Consider the following 17,988-nt stretch of genomic DNA (forward strand, 5'->3'; position numbering starts at 1 on the left):
CCCTCCTGCCGTCATAGTTTGGACAAAAGACATGGGTTGTCATTCAATGGCTTCATAAATCGCTTTTATGACGCTGCCGTAGCTTCCGGTCGGGAAAAGATCCCCTTCAAAAACATTCGGGTTTTCACCGGGGCTGACGACGGGGGAATGCTTTTTATTGGTCAAAAGTGCGATCCCCAGCTTATAAGCGGGATCAATAATCGTGATGGTGCCGGTCCATCCCGTATGGCCGTATGCCTGCCTGCTTGCATAAGGTCCGAACATCCACTCCATATCCGGGCTGCCGTTTTTCCGCCAGCCGAGAGCGAATGTCGGATCAGAGGATGCCGCGGTTGTGAACAAATCGGCCGTTCTTTTATTGAAGAGAGAAACATGTTTATAACTGCCGCCGTTCAGCATGACTTGAAGTAGGACGGCCATATCATCAGCTCTGGAAAACAGCCCGGCGTGTCCGGACACTCCTCCCATTGAGTAAAATGCTTTTTCATCGTGAACTTCCCCCTGCAGCGTATACGTCCTGATGTGAGGGAAATGGATGACTCCGTCACGTGTGTTGCCTAAACGTTCAGTAGCTGCGAATGCTTTTTCTTTAAAACCTTTTCGCAGCGGATTGAACAGTGTGTGCGTCAGTTTCAGCGGTTTGTACAGTTCTTGTTCCGCATAGGTATCAAGGGTTTTTCCGGTTATGTTTTCAATGATGCAGCCGAGAAGCATGTAACCGATATCGCTGTATACGTGTTTTGTTCCCGGCTTGTATTCAAGCGGGATTTGGGTGAGAAAACGGATCGTTTTATCCCGTTCTTGTGAATATAAAGGGCCTGCGGTGTCCGGCTGATAGAAATAAAAGCTTGCCGGCAGACCGGATTGATGCTGGAGCACATCGATGACGCGTATGCGGTCTTTTCCTTGAATCGGATCGCTTTTTCTGTCCTTGAAATCAGGAAGGTAAGCCGAGACTTTTTGATACACATCAAGCTTTCCCTGGCTGACGAGTCGCTGTAGTGCAAAATTGGCCGCGTACATTTTTGTATTGGAAGCTAAATCAAACATGGTTGATGTTTTCATTTTTTTCGGACGGGATAAAAGGGTGTTCCCGTCATATTTTTTGCTGTAGCCGTATGCTTTCTTTTTGATCACCCGTCCGTCCTTTACGACGACGAGGACGGCTCCGGGGAATCCTGCTGCGATGTCTTTTTCAATCATTTGATCAACCTTTCTGAGCTTTGCTGCGTCGTATAATTTGGATTGGGCTTCGGCTTTGTGCTGCGGCAGAAAAGAGAGGCTGATGACCATTGTGAGTACGGCGGCTGTCAGTGTTTTCATATTCTGATCCCTCCCGGTTTATTCAAATTCAGCAGCCATGTCATCCTTAAATCCGAATGCATAAGTGAAGACAAAGCCCGCCGCGTAAGAGATGAAGAGACCGATGATATACAAAACGATTTGAGCCGGCTGTACGAGAAACGAGAGCGGAAGGCCGGAGACACCGATTGAAAAAGTAGCCACTTGAAAATGGGCTTGAAAAGCGCCGCCGATTCCCGCCCCTAAACACGCTGTCAAAAACGGCCGGCCGAGCGGGAGCGTGACGCCGAAGATGAGCGGCTCTCCGATTCCGAGCAGACCGGATGGAAGTCCGCCGCCGATCGCTCTTTTTAATGAGGCTTTTTTTGTTTTCATAAAGATGGCGAAGGCCGCGCCTACTTGACCCGCGCCTCCCATCGCGAGAATCGGAAGAAGCGGGTCATCTCCGATTGATCGAATTAATTCCAAATGTACGGGAGTCAAGCCCTGATGCAGGCCGGTGACGACAAGCGGCAGGAAGGCGGCTCCCAGTACAAACCCTGAGAGCACTCCCCCGACATTCAGCAGCGACAATAAACCTGATGTAATCAGATCAGAAATAAAACCGCCTGCAGGGATAAAAACGACATATGTCACCAGCCCGGTGATAAGTAAAGACAATGTAGGCGTGACGATAATGTCGATGGATTGATGGACGTACTTTCTGATAAACCGTTCGGTATAAGCGATAAAAACCGCAGCGAAAAGAACGCCGATTAATCCTCCCCTGCCAGGGAGCAGATTCTCTCCGAACAAACTGATATTGGCGATCTCAGGGTTAAGGATCAATATGCCCGCAAGGCCTCCCATCGCGGGTGTCCCGCCGAATTCCTTCGCCGCATTGATGCCGACAAGGACGCCGAGGTAAGCGAACAAGCCTGAACCGATAACCGTTAAAATAAGTGCGATTTGAGATTCTTTCGGGAGCCAGCCGGCCTGAATGACGGCTTTCGTAATACCGGTGATTAAACCTGATGCAATGAGTGCGGGAATAAGGGGAATGAAGATGCTTGATATTTTTCTCAGAAACAATTTGATGGGTGTGGTGTTTTTTCTGTTGAGATCGGCTTTTTTCCGTGAGGCGGCTTCTTTTAAATCAATGTTTTTTCCGGATGGCATAAGTTTTGCGAAAGCGTCGGCGACATGATTGACGACACCCGTGCCGAGAATGATCTGCAGTGTTTCAGCTTCGACGACGCCTATTACCCCGTCAAGCCGTTTCAGCGCCTCAATATCCGTTTTGTCCCGATCTAAAGGTGTAATCCTCAGGCGTGTCATACAGTGGGTAAAGCCTGAAATATTCGATGAACCGCCGCAATTGTCCAGGATATCTTTGGCCAGTGACTGATAAAATGCCTCTTTGCTCATGGAGATCCTCCTTTTTCCGTACGATTTTTCCCGGGGAGCTATGCCTGAAACGCGTCCTAAAAGCGCCTGCGCCGAACATGAAAACGGCGCGGGCTCGTAAAAGCACATTATTTTTCACCAAAGAACGATCAGCGTTCTTTTTCTCTTGAAACGTGCTGTTCAATGGCTTTATCAATGAATCCTTCTGATTCTTTGAGCAGTGCCTTCGCGTGTGTTTCGTCCGAATTCGTCTTCAGCATGACGATTGCCGTTTTGACATGGCTGCCTGCGGCCTCAAGCGTTTCTTTTGCCTTGTCGTACGGAACGCCAGTGATGCTTTGGATAATGCCGATTGCGCGTTCTTTCAATTTTTCGTTGCTGACATGAACGTCCACCATTAAATTTTCGTACACTTTGCCGCTTTTAATCATCACGGCCGTGGAAATCATGTTCAGAATCATTTTATGTGCCGTCGCGGCTTTCATTCGTGTTGACCCTGTAATCACTTCGGGGCCGACAATGACTTCAATGCTGTGATCGGCAAAGGTGCTGATCAATGAGTTCTTATTGCATGTGAGCGCGACGGTTTTGGCGCCGATTGTTTTTGCATATTTCAGCGCACCGGCCGCATACGGCGTGCGCCCGCTTGCCGCGATGGCGATCACGGTGTCTTCTGCGGTAAGCCCGATCGTTTTGAGATCGAGAGCGCCGGTTTCCTCGCTGTCTTCTATACCTTCAGCCGCTTGCAAAAAGGCGTCTGCCCCTCCGGCCATCAGACCGATGACGGTGTCGGGACTTACGCTGTATGTAGGCGGGCATTCAACCGCATCCAGTACACCGAGTCTGCCGCTTGTGCCCGCTCCCGCATAAATCAGCCTGCCGTTTCGCCGCAAGGACTGATGGGCGAATTGAACGGCAATCTGAATATCGGGCAGCACCTGCTGAACGGCTTCAGCCACTTTGAAATCCTCTTCGTTAATGATGCGGAGAATTTCCATCGTGTCTGCCTGATGGATTGAAGCGGTCTGCGGGTTTCTGGTTTCTGTGGTCAATCTGTGAATGTTAAGCCGGTCTGTCATGATTGTACCCTCCCAAGTCGTTAATACTTGAAGTATATGGGCTTCTGAATAGATGTTTCAAGAAAAATCGGCAGGGATGAGATGAATAATCAAGCGCTTTCACAAAAAATGATGCAGAATGTGCTGTTCACCGATCGGGCCGATCCTGCGCCGCCCTTTGTCAATAAAACCGGAAGACCGGTACAGGTTCTTTGCACGTTGATTGCGATGGTTTACAGCAAGCACGATTTCATCACACCAAGGAAAATAATTTGCGACAAAAGCGGGGAGCTGCAGCATCGCTTGTTTGGCATAACCTTTTCCCTGATGCGGCGCATGTAATGACAGCGCACTCAGCAAAATGGCAGACACATTGTTCGAATACGGGGCAATGGTTTCTTTTGAGGTATGTAAAATAAAAAAACCGACGGGACGGTCTTCTTTTAAAATGACTGTCGGGTAGCGATCCCGGATGACAAGCGCCTGCGGCAGGACATCTATCGGCAGAGCTGTGAACTTTTTATCTTCTTCACTCAGCACAAACCCGTTCAGCCCGTCTGCATGCTCCGGTTTATAAAAGGACAGGGCTACATCCATGATATCTACTCTCCTTTTTTATAATTGATCCAATTCATCTTCTGATAGAACACGGCAGCCTGCCCGTTTTAAAAGAGCGGAAGTGATGCCGTCTCCGAGTATTTTTTTTCCTGAGAAAGTGCCGTCATAGATAAAGCTGCTGCCGCAGGACGGACTGTTTTCTTTAAGGATGACCGTTGCGGCGCCTATTTCTTTTGCGTATGCTAACGTTTTTTCCGCGCCGTCCATATATAAAGCTGTAACGTCTTCGCCTGATGCCGTTACGATTCTTGCCGTTCCGTTCAGCACGTCTTCACCCGTGCCGCCGATGATTTCCGCCGGTTCGCGGGGAGTGGTGAAGCCGCCCAAAAGTTCGGGGCAGACCATAACAGCTTTCTTTTCTTCTACGAGTCTGCGGATTTTTTCCGAAGCGGCGTGAGAGCCGTTATATCTGCATTCGATACCGCCGAGACAAGAGCTGACTAAGATCATCTGTGTCCATTCCCTTCAATATTTTGATACTTTCATCATAAATGAAATAAGAGAGGAGGGATGAGTTTTTCAGTTAAAAAACGGGTAAAAAAGTTTGAAAATAAAAAAAATATTTTTTCTCTTTACAAATGGGGTGCAACCTGTATATAATAACTTTTGTCAGCTCGACGCGGACACAACGGCCCGTTGGTCAAGCGGTTAAGACACCGCCCTTTCACGGCGGTAACACGGGTTCGAATCCCGTACGGGTCATATGGAGGATTAGCTCAGCTGGGAGAGCATCTGCCTTACAAGCAGAGGGTCGGCGGTTCGAGCCCGTCATCCTCCACCATATTTGCCGGCCTAGCTCAATTGGTAGAGCAACTGACTTGTAATCAGTAGGTTGGGGGTTCAAGTCCTCTGGCCGGCACTGTTTTCCAAAAAAATACGGAGGGGTAGCGAAGTGGCTAAACGCGGCGGACTGTAAATCCGCTCCCTCAGGGTTCGGCAGTTCGAATCTGCCCCCCTCCACCATTTTTGGGCTATAGCCAAGCGGTAAGGCAACGGACTTTGACTCCGTCATGCGTTGGTTCGAATCCAGCTAGCCCAGTATCAGACACCTTTTGCATAAAGGTGTCTTTTTTTATCAGCATTTTGTTTCGATTTTTGATTGTTCATCAGATATACTATTTTTAAGCTGCTGTTAAGGCAGTATATTCTGTATTTTCCATCTACACCCTGCCTGAAATTTGGTAAAATAAATGTAATAAAAAAAATGAAACCTTTTAAAACAATCAACGTATAGATACAGACCGGTGAAGGGCAGAGGTAAGATAAAACATGGAAAACCTGATTAAAAAAAGAATCAAGCAAGTCAAAAAAGGCGATCAAAATGCGTTTGCAGAAATCGTTGACCTTTATAAAGATAAGATTTACCAGCTTTGCTACCGCATGCTCGGCAATGTTCACGAAGCGGAAGATATTGCGCAGGAAGCTTTTATCAGAGCGTATGTCAATATCGACAGTTTCGATATCAACAGAAAGTTTTCAACGTGGCTTTACAGAATTGCGACCAACCTGACCATTGACCGCATCCGCAAGAAAAAGCCTGATTACTATCTGGACGCAGAAGTAGCGGGAGCAGAAGGTCTGACGATGTATTCGCAGATCGCCGCAGACGGGGTTCTCCCTGAAGACGCCGTATTGTCATTGGAGCTGTCGGACACAATTCAGAAAAAGATTTTAAAGCTGCCGGACAAGTACAGAACAGTTATTGTATTAAAGTATATTGACGAACTCTCTTTAATTGAAATCGGGGAGATTCTGAATATCCCTGTCGGCACCGTCAAGACAAGGATACACAGAGGCAGAGAGGCTCTTAGAAAACAATTGAGGGATCTTTAAGTGGGGTGATGAAATGAGCTGTCCTGAACAGATTGTGCAGCTTATGCATAAGCATCTTGATGGAGATATCCTTCCTGAAGATGAAAACGTATTAAAACAACATTTGCAGTCATGCGGGAATTGCAAACGGCATTTTCATGAAATGGAGAAATCCGTAGCACTCGTCCGAAGCACATCGCATGTCACGGCCCCTGCTGATTTTACTGCCAAAGTTATGGCGAATCTTCCAAAAGAGAAAAAACGCGCTTCTGTAAAACGATGGATCAAAACTCATCCGATGATTGCAGCCGCAGCGGTTTTTGTGATTTTAATGGGCGGCGGTTTTTTCAACAGCTGGCATAATGACCACAATTTCAGTGTGTCCAAACAGCCGAACCTTATCGTGCAGAATCACACGGTCACCGTCCCTGAAGGCGAGACCGTAAAGGGCGATGTCACAGTAAAAAACGGCAAGCTGTTCATTGAAGGAAAAGTCGACGGCAATGTGACCGTCGTCAACGGAGAAAAATACATGGCCTCAGCCGGACAAGTCACCGGGCAGATTGAAGAGATTAACCAATTGTTTGACTGGGTCTGGTATGAACTGAAATCGGCGGGCCAGGGCGTCGTGAGCGCTTTGGATCCGAATGAAGATGAGTAAAGCGTATAATCGCTTTACTCTTTTTTTTATGCATCGCCGTGCTGGCCCATTTCACTTGAGAAATCAAAATGTGGTATAATGAGCACGCTATATGATGTACATATTGCTCATGCAGCACAATTCATAACGGAAAAAACGAAATGACTGAATTCTTGGAGGACGAGGAAATGGCTTTTGAGGACATCCCATTTTTGCAATACCTCGGCAATGCCGTTGATATTCTCCTTGTTTGGTATGTGATATATAAATTAATCATGGTCATACGCGGGACGAAGGCGGTTCAGCTTTTAAAAGGAATCGTCGTCATCGTATTGGTCCGGATGGCCAGTTCATATTTGGGACTCAGCACGCTTCAGTGGCTGATGGACCAAGCGATAACATGGGGATTTTTAGCGATCATCATTATATTCCAGCCTGAGCTGAGACGGGCGCTTGAACAGCTCGGACGGGGCCGGTTCTTTTCCAGGAGCGGAACCCCCGTGGAAGAAGCGCAGCATAAGACAATTGAAGCGATTACAAAATCGATCAGCTACATGGCGAAACGCCGCATCGGCGCACTCATCGCCGTTGAGCGCGATACGGGAATGGGCGATTATATTGAGACGGGCATCCCGCTTAATGCGCAGGTCAGCTCGGAGCTTTTGATTAATATCTTCATCCCGAATACACCGCTGCATGATGGAGCGGTCATTATGAAAAATAACGAGATTGCGGCGGCAGCCTGTTATCTGCCGCTTTCTGAAAGCCCGTTTATTTCAAAGGAGCTGGGGACGCGTCACAGAGCGGCTGTCGGCATCAGTGAAGTGACGGACAGCTTAACCATTATTGTATCTGAAGAGACGGGCGCCATCAGTGTGGCCAAAAACGGAGACCTTCACAGAGAATTGACGGAAGAAGAACTGAAAGAAATGCTTGAAGCCGAGTTTAAGAAGAACGCCAGAGACACTTCTTCTAACCGCTGGTACTGGAGGGGCAAGAAAAATGGATAAATTCTTAAACAACCGCTGGGCTGTAAAGATCATTGCATTGCTCTTGGCGCTGCTGCTTTACGTTGCGGTTAACAACAACCAGGCGCCGACTCCGAAAAAGCCGGGGGAATCCTTTTTTCCGACATCAACGACTGACGAGGCTACGCTTACTGATATTCCTGTAAAAGCATACTACGATGAAGCGAACTATGTCGTCACCGGCGTGCCCCAGACGGTAAATGTCACGATTAAAGGCTCGACAAGCGCGGTGAAAAAGGCGAGACAGACGAAGAATTTTGAGATATACGCCGATATGAATAAGCTGAAGACCGGGACTCATAAGGTCGAATTGAAGGCGAAAAACGTATCGGACGGACTGACGATCTCCATTAACCCATCAGTCACGACGGTTACGATTCAGGAAAAAACGGCTGAGAGTTTTCCCGTGGAAGTTGAATACTACAATAAAAGCAAAATGAAAAAGGGATATACCCCTCAGCAGCCGATTATCAGCCCGAAAAACGTGCAGATTACAGGTTCGAAAAATGTGATTGATAACATTTCGCTTGTCAAAGCATCCGTGAACCTTGAAAATGCAAATGAGACCATTGAAAAGGAAGTGAAGGTGACCGTCTATGACAAAGACGGCAACGCACTTCCTGTTGATGTTGAACCGTCAGTCATTAAAGTGACGGTTCCCGTAGCCAGTCCGAGCAAAAAGCTTCCTTTCAAAATCGAAAGAAAGGGAAGTCTTCCGGACGGGGTGAGTGTTGCGAGCATTGACTCGAATCCGAGTGAGGTGACGGTTTACGGCCCGCAGGATGTGCTGGATTCACTGGAATTTATTGACGGCGTATCTCTTGATTTAGGCAAAATTGATAAAGATACCGATATCAATGCCGATATCCCGCTTCCTAAGGGTGTCACTAAGGTATCACCGGAAAAAATCACGCTTCATGTTAAAGTGGACAGTGAAGACAAAAAGGATTTTGACAATGTCGCAATCAAGACGGTCGGACTGGGAGGCTCACAGCAGATTGAGTTTCTCGACCCTGAATCGCAGGCGATAAATATTACGGCCAAAGGCTCTCCCGCCAACATTAAGGCGCTGAAAAAGTCGGACATTGAACTGTATGCCAATGTCTCGGACTTGGATGACGGAGAGCACTCTGTAAAGCTTGAAGTAAACGGCCCGCAAAACGTCACATGGTCCCTGTCAAAAGACACGGTTAAGATCAAGCTGACTTCTAGGAAAAACACAAGTTCAAATAAAAATGACGGCGGCTCCGCTGATTCCGGCAATAAGAACGGCACAAGCGGAGACGCAGACAAAGACAAGAACAAGAACCGGGAAGACGACACTGACAGCGATCAGAATAAAAGTCAAAACCAGGATCAAAATCAAGACCAGGATGAAGACGGATCAAGCGCTGATTCTTCTTCAACAGAATGAAAAAGGAGCGATACAAAATGGGCAAGTATTTTGGAACAGATGGTGTAAGAGGTGTTGCCAACAGCGAGCTTACGCCAGAGCTGGCCTTTAAAGTGGGGCGTTTTGGCGGTTATGTCCTGACCAAAGATAAGCAGCGCCCGAAAGTGCTGATCGGCCGTGATACACGTATCTCCGGACATATGCTGGAGGGAGCCCTTGTCGCCGGACTTTTATCGATCGGAGCTGAAGTGATGCGCCTCGGCGTTATTTCTACGCCGGGGGTATCCTATTTAACGAAAGCCATGGATGCTGAGGCGGGCGTCATGATCTCCGCTTCTCACAACCCCGTACAGGATAACGGAATTAAATTTTTCGGAGGGGACGGCTTTAAGCTTTCTGATGAGCAGGAGGCCGAGATTGAACGTCTCATGGATGAACCGGAAGATAAGCTGCCGAGACCGACAGGCGCGGACCTCGGGCTTGTGAACGATTATTTTGAAGGCGTTCAAAAGTATCTGCAATTTTTAAAGCAGACGGCGGACGAAGATTTTACGGGCATTCATGTAGCGCTTGACTGCGCCCATGGTGCGACATCTTCCATTGCGACGCACCTTTTTGCCGATCTCGATGCTGACGTATCTACAATGGGGACGTCTCCGAACGGATTAAACATTAATGATGGCGTCGGTTCTACACACCCGGAAGCGCTGAGTGCTTTCGTCAAAGAAAAAAACGCCGATATCGGCCTTGCGTTTGACGGAGACGGCGACCGCCTCATTGCCGTTGATGAAAAAGGAAACATCGTCGACGGCGATCAGATCATGTACATATGCGCGAAGTATTTGAAATCAGAAGGCCGTCTGAAGGATGATACCGTCGTATCGACCGTGATGAGCAACCTCGGTTTCTACAAAGCGCTTGAAAAAGAAGAAATCAAAAGCGTTCAAACGGCAGTCGGCGACCGCTATGTCGTAGAAGCGATGAAAAAAGACGGCTATAATGTCGGCGGCGAGCAGTCAGGGCACCTTATTTTCCTTGATTACAACACTACCGGCGACGGTCTCTTGTCCGCGATCATGCTTGTGAATACGCTGAAGGCGTCCGGCAAAACCCTTTCAGAACTTGCGGATGAAATGAAAAAATTCCCGCAGCTCTTAGTGAACGTGAAAGTGACGGATAAATATAAGGTAGAAGAAAACGCTAAGGTGAAGGCCGTTATTTCTGAAGTGGAAAAAGAAATGAACGGAGACGGCCGGATTTTAGTGCGCCCGTCAGGCACCGAACCGCTCGTACGCGTGATGGCGGAAGCGAGAACAAAAGAGCTTTGTGACGAATATGTCACAAAAATCGTGGATGTCGTGCGGACAGAAATGGGAGCGGAGTAGCGAAGTTTATAAGCAGAGAGCGAACAAGACAAGTGCGATCAGCATAAAATGATAGTAAACATGATGCCGGGGCGGCAAAAAATAATTGACCGTCCTTGGCACATGCTGTAAAATCAAGCTTGTTCAGCCTTTGTTTTTCACTTGCAGGAAAGGCGGGATTGTTTGCATCTTTTATAATTACAGCGCCCGAACTAAGCGCCCGAAAAACGGCTTAGTTGACGAGGATGGAGGTTATCGAATTTTCGGCGGATGCCTCCCGGCTGATTCATTTAGATCACAGCCGTAAGGATTTCTTCAAACCGGAGGGGCGACTCTCCGAACAAAGAGAAATCACATGATCTTCCAAAAAAACATGTGGGAGGGGACGATTGAAAGTCCCCTTGTAATTTGACTTTCTTCGTCTCCTTTTACACCTTTAGGAGGAAGAAAATATGTGTGGAATTGTAGGTTACATCGGTCAGCTTGATGCGAAAGAGATTTTGTTAAAAGGATTAGAGAAGCTGGAGTACCGCGGCTATGACTCTGCCGGTATCGCTGTGGCGAATGAGCAGGGCGTGCATGTGTACAAAGAAAAAGGCCGCATCGCCGACCTTCGTGAAGTGGTGGATCACACGGTTGAATCTCAAGCGGGAATCGGCCATACACGCTGGGCGACTCACGGCGAACCAAGCTTCCTGAACGCTCACCCGCATCAAAGCGCACTCGGCCGCTTTACACTTGTTCATAACGGTGTGATCGAGAACTATGTTCAGCTGAAGCGCGAGTATCTTGAAAACGTTGAACTGAAAAGCGACACGGACACTGAAGTAGTCGTTCAAATGATCGAGCAATTTGTGGCGGGAGGACTCAGCACAGAAGAAGCGTTCCGTAAAACACTGACTCTGTTAAAAGGCTCTTACGCAATTGCATTATTTGACGGTGAAAACACAGACACCATTTACGTTGCAAAAAACAAAAGCCCTCTGTTAATCGGCCTTGGAGATACGTTTAACGTCGTGGCATCTGACGCGATGGCTATGCTTCAAGTAACGAATGAATACGTTGAGCTTTTGGACAAAGAAATGGTGATCGTGACAAAAGACGAAGCCGTGATTAAAAACCTTGACGGTGAAGTCATGACACGTGCGTCTTATATCGCTGAGCTTGACGCCAGTGATATCGAAAAAGGCACATACCCTCACTACATGTTAAAAGAAACGGATGAGCAGCCGCTTGTTATGCGCAAAATCATCCAAACGTATCAGGACGAAAACGGCAGACTGGCCGTGGCGGGCGATGTCGCTGACGCCGTGGCGGAAGCGGACCGCATTTATATCGTGGCTTGCGGAACGAGCTACCACGCCGGTCTTGTCGGGAAACAATATATTGAAATGTGGGCAAACGTACCGGTTGAAGTGCATGTAGCGAGTGAATTCTCTTACAACATGCCGCTTCTGTCTAAGAAGCCGCTCTTTATCTTCCTTTCTCAAAGCGGAGAAACAGCGGACAGCCGCGCCGTGCTTGTTCAAGTCAAAGCGCTGGGTCACAAAGCGCTGACGATTACAAACGTTCCGGGATCAACGCTTTCCCGTGAAGCGGATTACACATTGCTTCTGCACGCAGGCCCTGAGATCGCCGTGGCATCAACAAAAGCGTATACGGCTCAGATTGCCGTCCTCGCGATCCTTGCATCAGTTGCGGCAGAACGCAACGGCGTTGATATCGGCTTTGATTTAGTCAAAGAATTAGGTATCGCGGCAAATGCCATGGAAGCCCTCTGCGACCAGAAGGACGAAATGGAAATGATCGCGCGTGAGTACCTGACTGTTTCAAGAAACGCTTTCTTCATCGGCCGCGGCCTCGACTACTTCGTATGTGTCGAAGGCGCCCTGAAGCTGAAAGAGATTTCTTACATTCAGGCAGAAGGCTTCGCCGGCGGCGAGCTGAAGCACGGAACAATCGCCCTGATCGAAGAAGGAACACCGGTCTTTGCGCTTGCGACACAAGAACACGTCAACCTGAGCATCCGCGGAAACGTGAAGGAAGTCGCAGCCCGCGGCGCCAACACTTGCATCATCTCGCTGAAAGGCTTAGAAGACGCAGACGACAGATTCATCCTGCCGGAAGTCAACCCTGCGCTTGCTCCGCTGGTATCTGTTGTTCCATTGCAGCTGATCGCTTACTACGCTGCGCTGCACCGCGGCTGTGACGTTGATAAACCGCGCAATCTTGCGAAGAGTGTGACTGTGGAATAATATATTTAACCCCTTTGGTTATTAGCCAGAGGGGTTTTTTAATGCGGAAATGAGAAATACATACTCTTTGCGATTGTAAAGAAATCCCCTTTTATATATTGAAAAGGAATAACACCTGCTTTATAATACGAGATGCATTCCGGTTAACATCCATAAATGTAATCATTAGTAAATCATTTTTGTGTATGTCTCATCGGAAAGTAAACACCTCAGCAGTTTTCATCATGAACTTCCATTATATAAACGTAATCAATCGATTACACATCCAAATTATGATTAAAAAAGACTTTAAAATCCCTTTTGAATTTGCCGGCTCCTGACCCATTATGAACACCTAGACTAGATATGAAAATAACAACATTTTGCAATACTCCGGTTCAATTCTTAAAAAAGTCCTGACAACAATGATAGGAGTGGAATGATGTCAAATCTTTTAGAAATCAGAAACATCAGCAAATCTTTTGGTCATAAAGCTGTTTTAAAGGATGTTACATTCAATGTGCCTGCCGGATCAATTGTCGGTTTTATCGGTGATAACGGCGCAGGCAAATCAACAACATTTAAAACGATATTAGGGTTAATCTCTCAAGATAGAGGAAAAGTGAAAATCTTTGGTGAGGAGAATCTGGATAAACATATAAAGTTTAAAGAAGATATTGGGGTCGTATTTGATGCGATGAATCTGCCCGCGCACCTTACGATAAAGCAGCTGAACCATGTATTTAAGAAACTATTCGACGCTTGGGACCAAGACCATTTTTACCGGTTGGTTCATTCTTTCTCTTTACCTATGGACAAAAAAGTGAATACATTCTCGCGCGGCATGTCAATGAAGTTATCTGTAGCTGTTGCTTTGTCGCATAATGCAAAATTATTACTCCTGGATGAAGCAACGGGAGGGCTTGATCCTTCTTCAAGAGATGATCTGTTAAATGAATTAAAAAGCTTTGTGAGTAAAAGCAACGGCGGTATTTTACTTTCATCGCACATTATGACTGATGTCGAGAAGATAGCCAGCCATATCATTATGATGAAAGATGGCGAAATTTTATTAAATGAAGAGAAAGATAAGGTTCTTGAAAGCTATACCGTTATAGATGTTGATGAAGGCCAATTGGCTGAGCTTGACGAAGATATCGTTCTAGCAAAAAGGAATCATGGATCTTATTGGAGTGTGCTTGTATCGGATCAACAGAAGTTGCCGAATGGCGTAACGGCCAACACCATTTCCATAGAAGAAATCAGCGTCTTTTTAACGAGGAGTGAAAACATTGAGAGGTCTGTTACTGACTAACTATTACTTGGTTTATCGGAGTTTCTTTGCATACACAGGGTTGGCCATATTGGTATCAGCAGTCATTTTTTATTTTGGGGATGCTTCAATGCATCGTTTTGTTGCTATGCTGATTATATTGTTTGTCGTTATGCCCGCACTTGAGGTTATAAAGTATGAGAGCAAGTCTGGCTATGACAGGTATGTCCTGACTTTACCGGTCAGCAGAACAAATATTGTTCAAAGTCACTATTTCTTTTATCTTTTGATTGTTGTGATCGGAGCTGTAATATCTTATGGTATTTTCGTTGTATACAGCCTGGGTTCTGATGAACCAATTGACGGCATATTTAATATTGTCTCTTTTGGAACGTTCATCGTTCTCTTTGCCGGTGCAATCGTTTATCCTCTTCTCTACATGATAGGCCCGGAAAAATCCGATGCTATCGTGATTGGAGGGGCAATGGGGGGACTTTTTGCTACCTTTGGATTGCAAAGTGTCGTTGGGTATGTAGCAGAACAAGTACCGCTGTCATTTTTGCACATAAATCCTTCTTTATATGTTCCGATTATATATCTCATGATCGGCGTTATCTTATATATCATTTCATTTTTCATTGCCGCAGCTATCTATCATAAAAAAGAATTTACAACAGGATAAGGCAAGGAACGGGCTCATAAATTCACTTAAACTTTAAGCAGACAGCCGCCCGCACAATGGGCGGCTGTTCTTCTAATTAAAACTGCGTTGTCACATCGTACTCATAATCAATCTTCAATTTCACATTTTTCATAGCCGATTTTGCTGTTGCGAGTGTGTTGTATTTAAAATTCCAGATGCTTGAGACTGAGAGGTTATCTTCCAGTGTGATATCGTAATTTCCTTGAGTGGAGCTGTTTGCGAGTGCGCGGTGCCACACTTTATTTTCTTCTGACATTATGCAGTGTCTTGTGTTTCCTTGACTTGGTATTTGAGTCGCGGCGGTGCTGATTCTTTTCACTATGGCGTCTTTTGGAATGCTTGTCTGTTTGGTTAAGTCGAGCCTGAGAACAGTTGAATCTGATCCATTCGGACTGAGGTTTGTATTTCCTTTATTTTCAGCCGTGCCGCTGAATGAGAAGGTCTCGCTTCCGGTTTTGATTCGATCGTAAATGGAGAGTGTAAAGTATATATCGTCAGTGTATGAGCCGCGGGACACTTTTACGTAGAACGTCTCGTTGTTTTCTTTCGCATCTGTAATGGCATAGATAAAAGGAAGCGGCGTATCAGGGTTTATCACTTCTGTGCCTTTACTGATCAGCACTTTGTTTTTATTATAAATTTCAATGCTCATTCCCTTGTATTCACTTCTTGTTGAGCTCCTAACATAGAGTCTTTCTCCCTTATTTGCCGTGAAAGTGAAGTACGATTCTTTTTCCCCTTCCGGCAATATGGCAGTATCAATATTTTTATATTTCCAGTAGCCTACTGGATTGGCAGTTTCAAATGAGTGATTTCCTGTAATAGCGCTTATTTGTGATGAGTTCTTTTGAGACGCAGAGGCAGAGGCTGAAGGTGCAAACAATACGCCTGATAATACGATTGCACTGACAAATAGTATAGATATATACTTTTTCATGGAAAAATCCCCCTTTTTGACTACATCATACATAAAAAACCCCCATAATGTAAACATTTGTTATTTTAGGTTAAAATCAACTGGAAAACAGCCGATACAAACACTAGAACATTATCTCAAGCGGAGGTTAAAAACATGCGCCTAAACGCTCGTTATATAAAAAATCAAATAATGGCTCAGCAAGCGCTTCAGCGGTATTCTTCCAAAACAAATGTGAAAGATGCGGCAAAAGGGCCGGACAGCTTATTGATTCAGGCAAGCGGCACCCGCGATCTCAGCCAGGTGAATTATTCAAGGAGCGGTGTCACTGAGAAAGGGAGCAGTCTGTCCCGTTTATATCAATCCGCAAATCAGAAAACGATTACGGATAATGGGAATGAGACGGTAATAGACGCTAATAATCGGTATGAGTCTGAGAGTGATATTGCGAGCAAGATTCTTGATGAGAAATACAGCCGTATCAATGAAATCAATAAACGAAAACCAGATCCTTTGCATTATATTAAGGACAAATACCAGCGTGCCTATTCACCTTATTTCAGAAGTGATTTATCAGAATCGGAGCGTCAGGCTGCTTATCATAATGAAACGGAATGGCTGTTTAAGGGGAAAGCCCAGAGCTATGATTTCCGTGATGCGGCGTTTCGGGGTGAAACGCTCAACGGAGAGATTCAAGGAGAAAATGAAAAGGTGTTTCAGAGAGGGCAGGTCAATCAGCAAATCGGTGTGCTTTTTCATCGGAATCATATTCAGATTCCGGAGGGTGCGAATCTTACATTTACGATATCACCGATTGATTATCTGTTAAAAGTGAGCGGGATTGACGATAAAGAGCTCACTCAGCAGATTGAAGCCGTCTTAAACTCCGGGGAAAACAGCAAAGAGCTGTTTGCGCACATCATTCGCAGCCGGAGTGATGACTCCTCGCAGTTTACGCCGGAAACATATGAGAAATATCAAGTCGTTCGGGAAATGTATGAGGTGACCGGCTATCATCTGAAAGACTTGCAGATCGTGGACGGAAAGTACGTCACAGAAGACGGCCGTGACCTTTTAGACGTCTATAAGGAAGCGCTGCAGCACGATCCTTTGCTGAAACATACGGCGGCAGAAGCGGCCGCCCATTACGGACAGGCGCTCACGAAGCTTGCGAGAACGGGTTATGACGCCATTCCTGATTTGGTGCTGTCCATTGAGTATAAAAACGGATCTCTGCGTGATGCCGGTCAAAGCAGGCAATACGGATCTGGGGATACAGATTGGCTTTCTGAATGGAAACGGGAGCTGGGTGTGCGTATATAAAATGAGAAAAAAGCTGACGAATGATGCCGTCAGCTTTTCTTTATGTGTTTTCTTAAAACTCCTCATACTCCGCCGGGTCTTGGCCGTTTATGCGTCCGTCGGGGCGGGTAAGCGAGTCGATGATGTTCATGTCGTTTTCATCAAGGGAGAAATCAAAAACAGAGATGTTTTCAAGCTGGCGCTCGGGCGATGCTGATTTTGGAATCGGGATGGCGCCCAGCTGGATATGCCAGCGCAAAATGACTTGAGAAATGGTTTTGCCGTATTTGTCCGCAATCTGTCCGAGTTTTTGATCGTTTAATACTTCGCCGGCGCGGGATAACGGGCTCCATGATTCTGTCACGATGCCCTGTTCTTCGTGCCATTGGCGCTGCTGCTGCTGATTAAAAGCGGGATGCAGTTCAATTTGGTTGATGCCTGGCTTTACGCCGGTTTCACGTTCGAGCCGTTCGATATGCTCAGGCAGGAAATTACAGACGCCGATGGAGCGGATCAGGCCCCATTTTTTCGCATCAATCAGTGCCTGCCATGCTTCCAGATAGCGGTCTTGTTTCGGATTCGGCCAATGGACGAGATACAGGTCATAGTAGTCCAGACCGGCGCGGTATAAAGATTCTTGGATGGTTTGTACAGCTTTGTCATAGTCATGGTAGCGCCCGGGCAGCTTGGACGTCACGTATAGCTGTTCTCTCGGAACAGAGCTTCTGCGGATGGCTTCTCCGACCGTCCCTTCATTTTCATAGTTATAAGCGGTATCAATCAGACGGTAGCCGATATCAATGGCGCTGGTAATGGCATGAACGCCATTGTTTCCATTAAGAGCGTATGTACCGAAGCCGATCGCGGGAATGCTTGTCCCATCCAGCAGTTTCTTTTGCGGAATTGTCCCAGTCATCATTAAATCCCTCCTTGTTTTCTACTTTACCATTATTCTTACA

The 17,988-nt window shown here is 46.5% G+C and carries 16 protein-coding genes and 5 tRNA genes; 14 read left to right on the forward strand and 7 right to left on the reverse strand.

What is annotated here, in order from left to right:
• Positions 1-39: 39 nt before the first annotated feature.
• The 5 genes from pbp4b to ACWJJ5_RS17290 all read right to left on the reverse strand — a co-directional run bounded on the left by pbp4b (position 40) and on the right by ACWJJ5_RS17290 (position 4,814).
• Positions 40-1,323 carry a penicillin binding protein PBP4B gene (pbp4b, locus tag ACWJJ5_RS17270; protein WP_094247289.1) on the reverse strand — a complete coding sequence of 428 codons (1,284 nt, stop codon included), beginning with the start codon at positions 1,321-1,323 and terminating at the stop codon, positions 40-42.
• Between the two features lie 18 nt (positions 1,324-1,341).
• On the reverse strand, positions 1,342-2,709 hold the full coding sequence (locus ACWJJ5_RS17275) for a PTS transporter subunit EIIC (protein WP_003156771.1): 1,368 nt from the start codon (positions 2,707-2,709) through the stop codon (positions 1,342-1,344).
• A 128-nt stretch (positions 2,710-2,837) separates the two neighbouring features.
• Positions 2,838-3,767 carry an N-acetylmuramic acid 6-phosphate etherase gene (gene murQ / locus ACWJJ5_RS17280; RefSeq protein ID WP_070081289.1) on the reverse strand — a complete coding sequence of 310 codons (930 nt, stop codon included), beginning with the start codon at positions 3,765-3,767 and terminating at the stop codon, positions 2,838-2,840.
• A 99-nt stretch (positions 3,768-3,866) separates the two neighbouring features.
• The gene (locus ACWJJ5_RS17285; protein WP_014304238.1) at positions 3,867-4,343 is read right to left on the reverse strand and encodes a GNAT family N-acetyltransferase; all 477 of its coding nucleotides are present in this window, start codon (positions 4,341-4,343) and stop codon (positions 3,867-3,869) included.
• An 18-nt stretch (positions 4,344-4,361) separates the two neighbouring features.
• On the reverse strand, positions 4,362-4,814 hold the full coding sequence (locus tag ACWJJ5_RS17290; RefSeq protein ID WP_003156767.1) for a DUF523 domain-containing protein: 453 nt from the start codon (positions 4,812-4,814) through the stop codon (positions 4,362-4,364).
• Positions 4,815-4,994: 180 nt separating this feature from the next.
• On the opposite strand from ACWJJ5_RS17290, the gene ACWJJ5_RS17295 reads away from it, so the two are divergent.
• From ACWJJ5_RS17295 to ACWJJ5_RS17355, 13 genes are all read left to right on the forward strand, one after another.
• Positions 4,995-5,066 (forward strand) — tRNA-Glu (locus ACWJJ5_RS17295).
• 3 nt (positions 5,067-5,069) lie between these two features.
• Positions 5,070-5,145: transfer RNA gene (locus ACWJJ5_RS17300), tRNA-Val, on the forward strand.
• A gap of 5 nt (positions 5,146-5,150) precedes the next feature.
• Positions 5,151-5,223 (forward strand) — tRNA-Thr (locus ACWJJ5_RS17305).
• 19 nt (positions 5,224-5,242) lie between these two features.
• Positions 5,243-5,327: transfer RNA gene (locus ACWJJ5_RS17310), tRNA-Tyr, on the forward strand.
• 4 nt (positions 5,328-5,331) lie between these two features.
• Positions 5,332-5,403, forward strand: a tRNA-Gln gene (locus ACWJJ5_RS17315).
• Between the two features lie 230 nt (positions 5,404-5,633).
• Positions 5,634-6,197, forward strand: coding sequence for an RNA polymerase sigma factor SigW (sigW, locus tag ACWJJ5_RS17320; protein WP_003156766.1), 564 nt, complete (start codon positions 5,634-5,636; stop codon positions 6,195-6,197).
• Between the two features lie 13 nt (positions 6,198-6,210).
• Positions 6,211-6,837, forward strand: coding sequence for an anti-sigma-W factor RsiW (rsiW, locus tag ACWJJ5_RS17325; RefSeq protein WP_065180897.1), 627 nt, complete (start codon positions 6,211-6,213; stop codon positions 6,835-6,837).
• Positions 6,838-7,004: 167 nt separating this feature from the next.
• Positions 7,005-7,826, forward strand: coding sequence for a diadenylate cyclase CdaA (gene cdaA / locus ACWJJ5_RS17330; RefSeq protein WP_065180898.1), 822 nt, complete (start codon positions 7,005-7,007; stop codon positions 7,824-7,826).
• On the forward strand, positions 7,819-9,258 hold the full coding sequence (locus ACWJJ5_RS17335; RefSeq protein ID WP_317461728.1) for a CdaR family protein: 1,440 nt from the start codon (positions 7,819-7,821) through the stop codon (positions 9,256-9,258). Before cdaA ends, ACWJJ5_RS17335 begins: the two co-directional genes overlap by 8 nt.
• 17 nt (positions 9,259-9,275) lie before the next feature.
• Entirely contained in the window at positions 9,276-10,622 is a 1,347-nt protein-coding gene (glmM, locus tag ACWJJ5_RS17340; RefSeq protein ID WP_007408011.1) for a phosphoglucosamine mutase, read from the forward strand.
• A 431-nt stretch (positions 10,623-11,053) separates the two neighbouring features.
• Positions 11,054-12,856, forward strand: coding sequence for a glutamine--fructose-6-phosphate transaminase (isomerizing) (gene glmS / locus ACWJJ5_RS17345; protein WP_003156758.1), 1,803 nt, complete (start codon positions 11,054-11,056; stop codon positions 12,854-12,856).
• Positions 12,857-13,277: 421 nt separating this feature from the next.
• The gene (locus ACWJJ5_RS17350) at positions 13,278-14,150 is read left to right on the forward strand and encodes an ABC transporter ATP-binding protein (protein WP_017419297.1); all 873 of its coding nucleotides are present in this window, start codon (positions 13,278-13,280) and stop codon (positions 14,148-14,150) included.
• Positions 14,128-14,790, forward strand: coding sequence for an ABC-2 transporter permease (locus ACWJJ5_RS17355; protein ID WP_026092313.1), 663 nt, complete (start codon positions 14,128-14,130; stop codon positions 14,788-14,790). Before ACWJJ5_RS17350 ends, ACWJJ5_RS17355 begins: the two co-directional genes overlap by 23 nt.
• A gap of 76 nt (positions 14,791-14,866) precedes the next feature.
• Here ACWJJ5_RS17355 and ACWJJ5_RS17360 read toward each other — a convergent pair whose 3' ends face one another.
• Positions 14,867-15,748, reverse strand: coding sequence for a hypothetical protein (locus ACWJJ5_RS17360; RefSeq protein WP_454022576.1), 882 nt, complete (start codon positions 15,746-15,748; stop codon positions 14,867-14,869).
• A 135-nt stretch (positions 15,749-15,883) separates the two neighbouring features.
• Between ACWJJ5_RS17360 and ACWJJ5_RS17365 the strand changes: the two genes are divergently transcribed.
• The gene (locus ACWJJ5_RS17365; protein ID WP_353575522.1) at positions 15,884-17,050 is read left to right on the forward strand and encodes a DUF4885 family protein; all 1,167 of its coding nucleotides are present in this window, start codon (positions 15,884-15,886) and stop codon (positions 17,048-17,050) included.
• 52 nt (positions 17,051-17,102) lie between these two features.
• Here the strand turns inward: ACWJJ5_RS17365 and ACWJJ5_RS17370 are convergent, their stop codons facing one another.
• Positions 17,103-17,948, reverse strand: coding sequence for an aldo/keto reductase (locus ACWJJ5_RS17370; protein WP_079891451.1), 846 nt, complete (start codon positions 17,946-17,948; stop codon positions 17,103-17,105).
• Positions 17,949-17,988 lie beyond the last annotated feature (40 nt).

Source organism: Bacillus sp. JK74 (assembly GCF_053663395.1).

Coding starts and splice junctions, on each gene's coding strand:
- pbp4b (WP_094247289.1), bottom strand. CDS start 1,323: ATGAAAACACTGACAGCCGCCGTACTCACAATGGTCATCAGCCTCTCT.
- ACWJJ5_RS17275 (WP_003156771.1), bottom strand. CDS start 2,709: ATGAGCAAAGAGGCATTTTATCAGTCACTGGCCAAAGATATCCTGGAC.
- murQ (WP_070081289.1), bottom strand. CDS start 3,767: ATGACAGACCGGCTTAACATTCACAGATTGACCACAGAAACCAGAAAC.
- ACWJJ5_RS17285 (WP_014304238.1), bottom strand. CDS start 4,343: ATGGATGTAGCCCTGTCCTTTTATAAACCGGAGCATGCAGACGGGCTG.
- ACWJJ5_RS17290 (WP_003156767.1), bottom strand. CDS start 4,814: ATGATCTTAGTCAGCTCTTGTCTCGGCGGTATCGAATGCAGATATAAC.
- sigW (WP_003156766.1), top strand. CDS start 5,634: ATGGAAAACCTGATTAAAAAAAGAATCAAGCAAGTCAAAAAAGGCGAT.
- rsiW (WP_065180897.1), top strand. CDS start 6,211: ATGAGCTGTCCTGAACAGATTGTGCAGCTTATGCATAAGCATCTTGAT.
- cdaA (WP_065180898.1), top strand. CDS start 7,005: ATGGCTTTTGAGGACATCCCATTTTTGCAATACCTCGGCAATGCCGTT.
- ACWJJ5_RS17335 (WP_317461728.1), top strand. CDS start 7,819: ATGGATAAATTCTTAAACAACCGCTGGGCTGTAAAGATCATTGCATTG.
- glmM (WP_007408011.1), top strand. CDS start 9,276: ATGGGCAAGTATTTTGGAACAGATGGTGTAAGAGGTGTTGCCAACAGC.
- glmS (WP_003156758.1), top strand. CDS start 11,054: ATGTGTGGAATTGTAGGTTACATCGGTCAGCTTGATGCGAAAGAGATT.
- ACWJJ5_RS17350 (WP_017419297.1), top strand. CDS start 13,278: ATGTCAAATCTTTTAGAAATCAGAAACATCAGCAAATCTTTTGGTCAT.
- ACWJJ5_RS17360 (WP_454022576.1), bottom strand. CDS start 15,748: ATGAAAAAGTATATATCTATACTATTTGTCAGTGCAATCGTATTATCA.
- ACWJJ5_RS17365 (WP_353575522.1), top strand. CDS start 15,884: ATGCGCCTAAACGCTCGTTATATAAAAAATCAAATAATGGCTCAGCAA.
- ACWJJ5_RS17370 (WP_079891451.1), bottom strand. CDS start 17,948: ATGATGACTGGGACAATTCCGCAAAAGAAACTGCTGGATGGGACAAGC.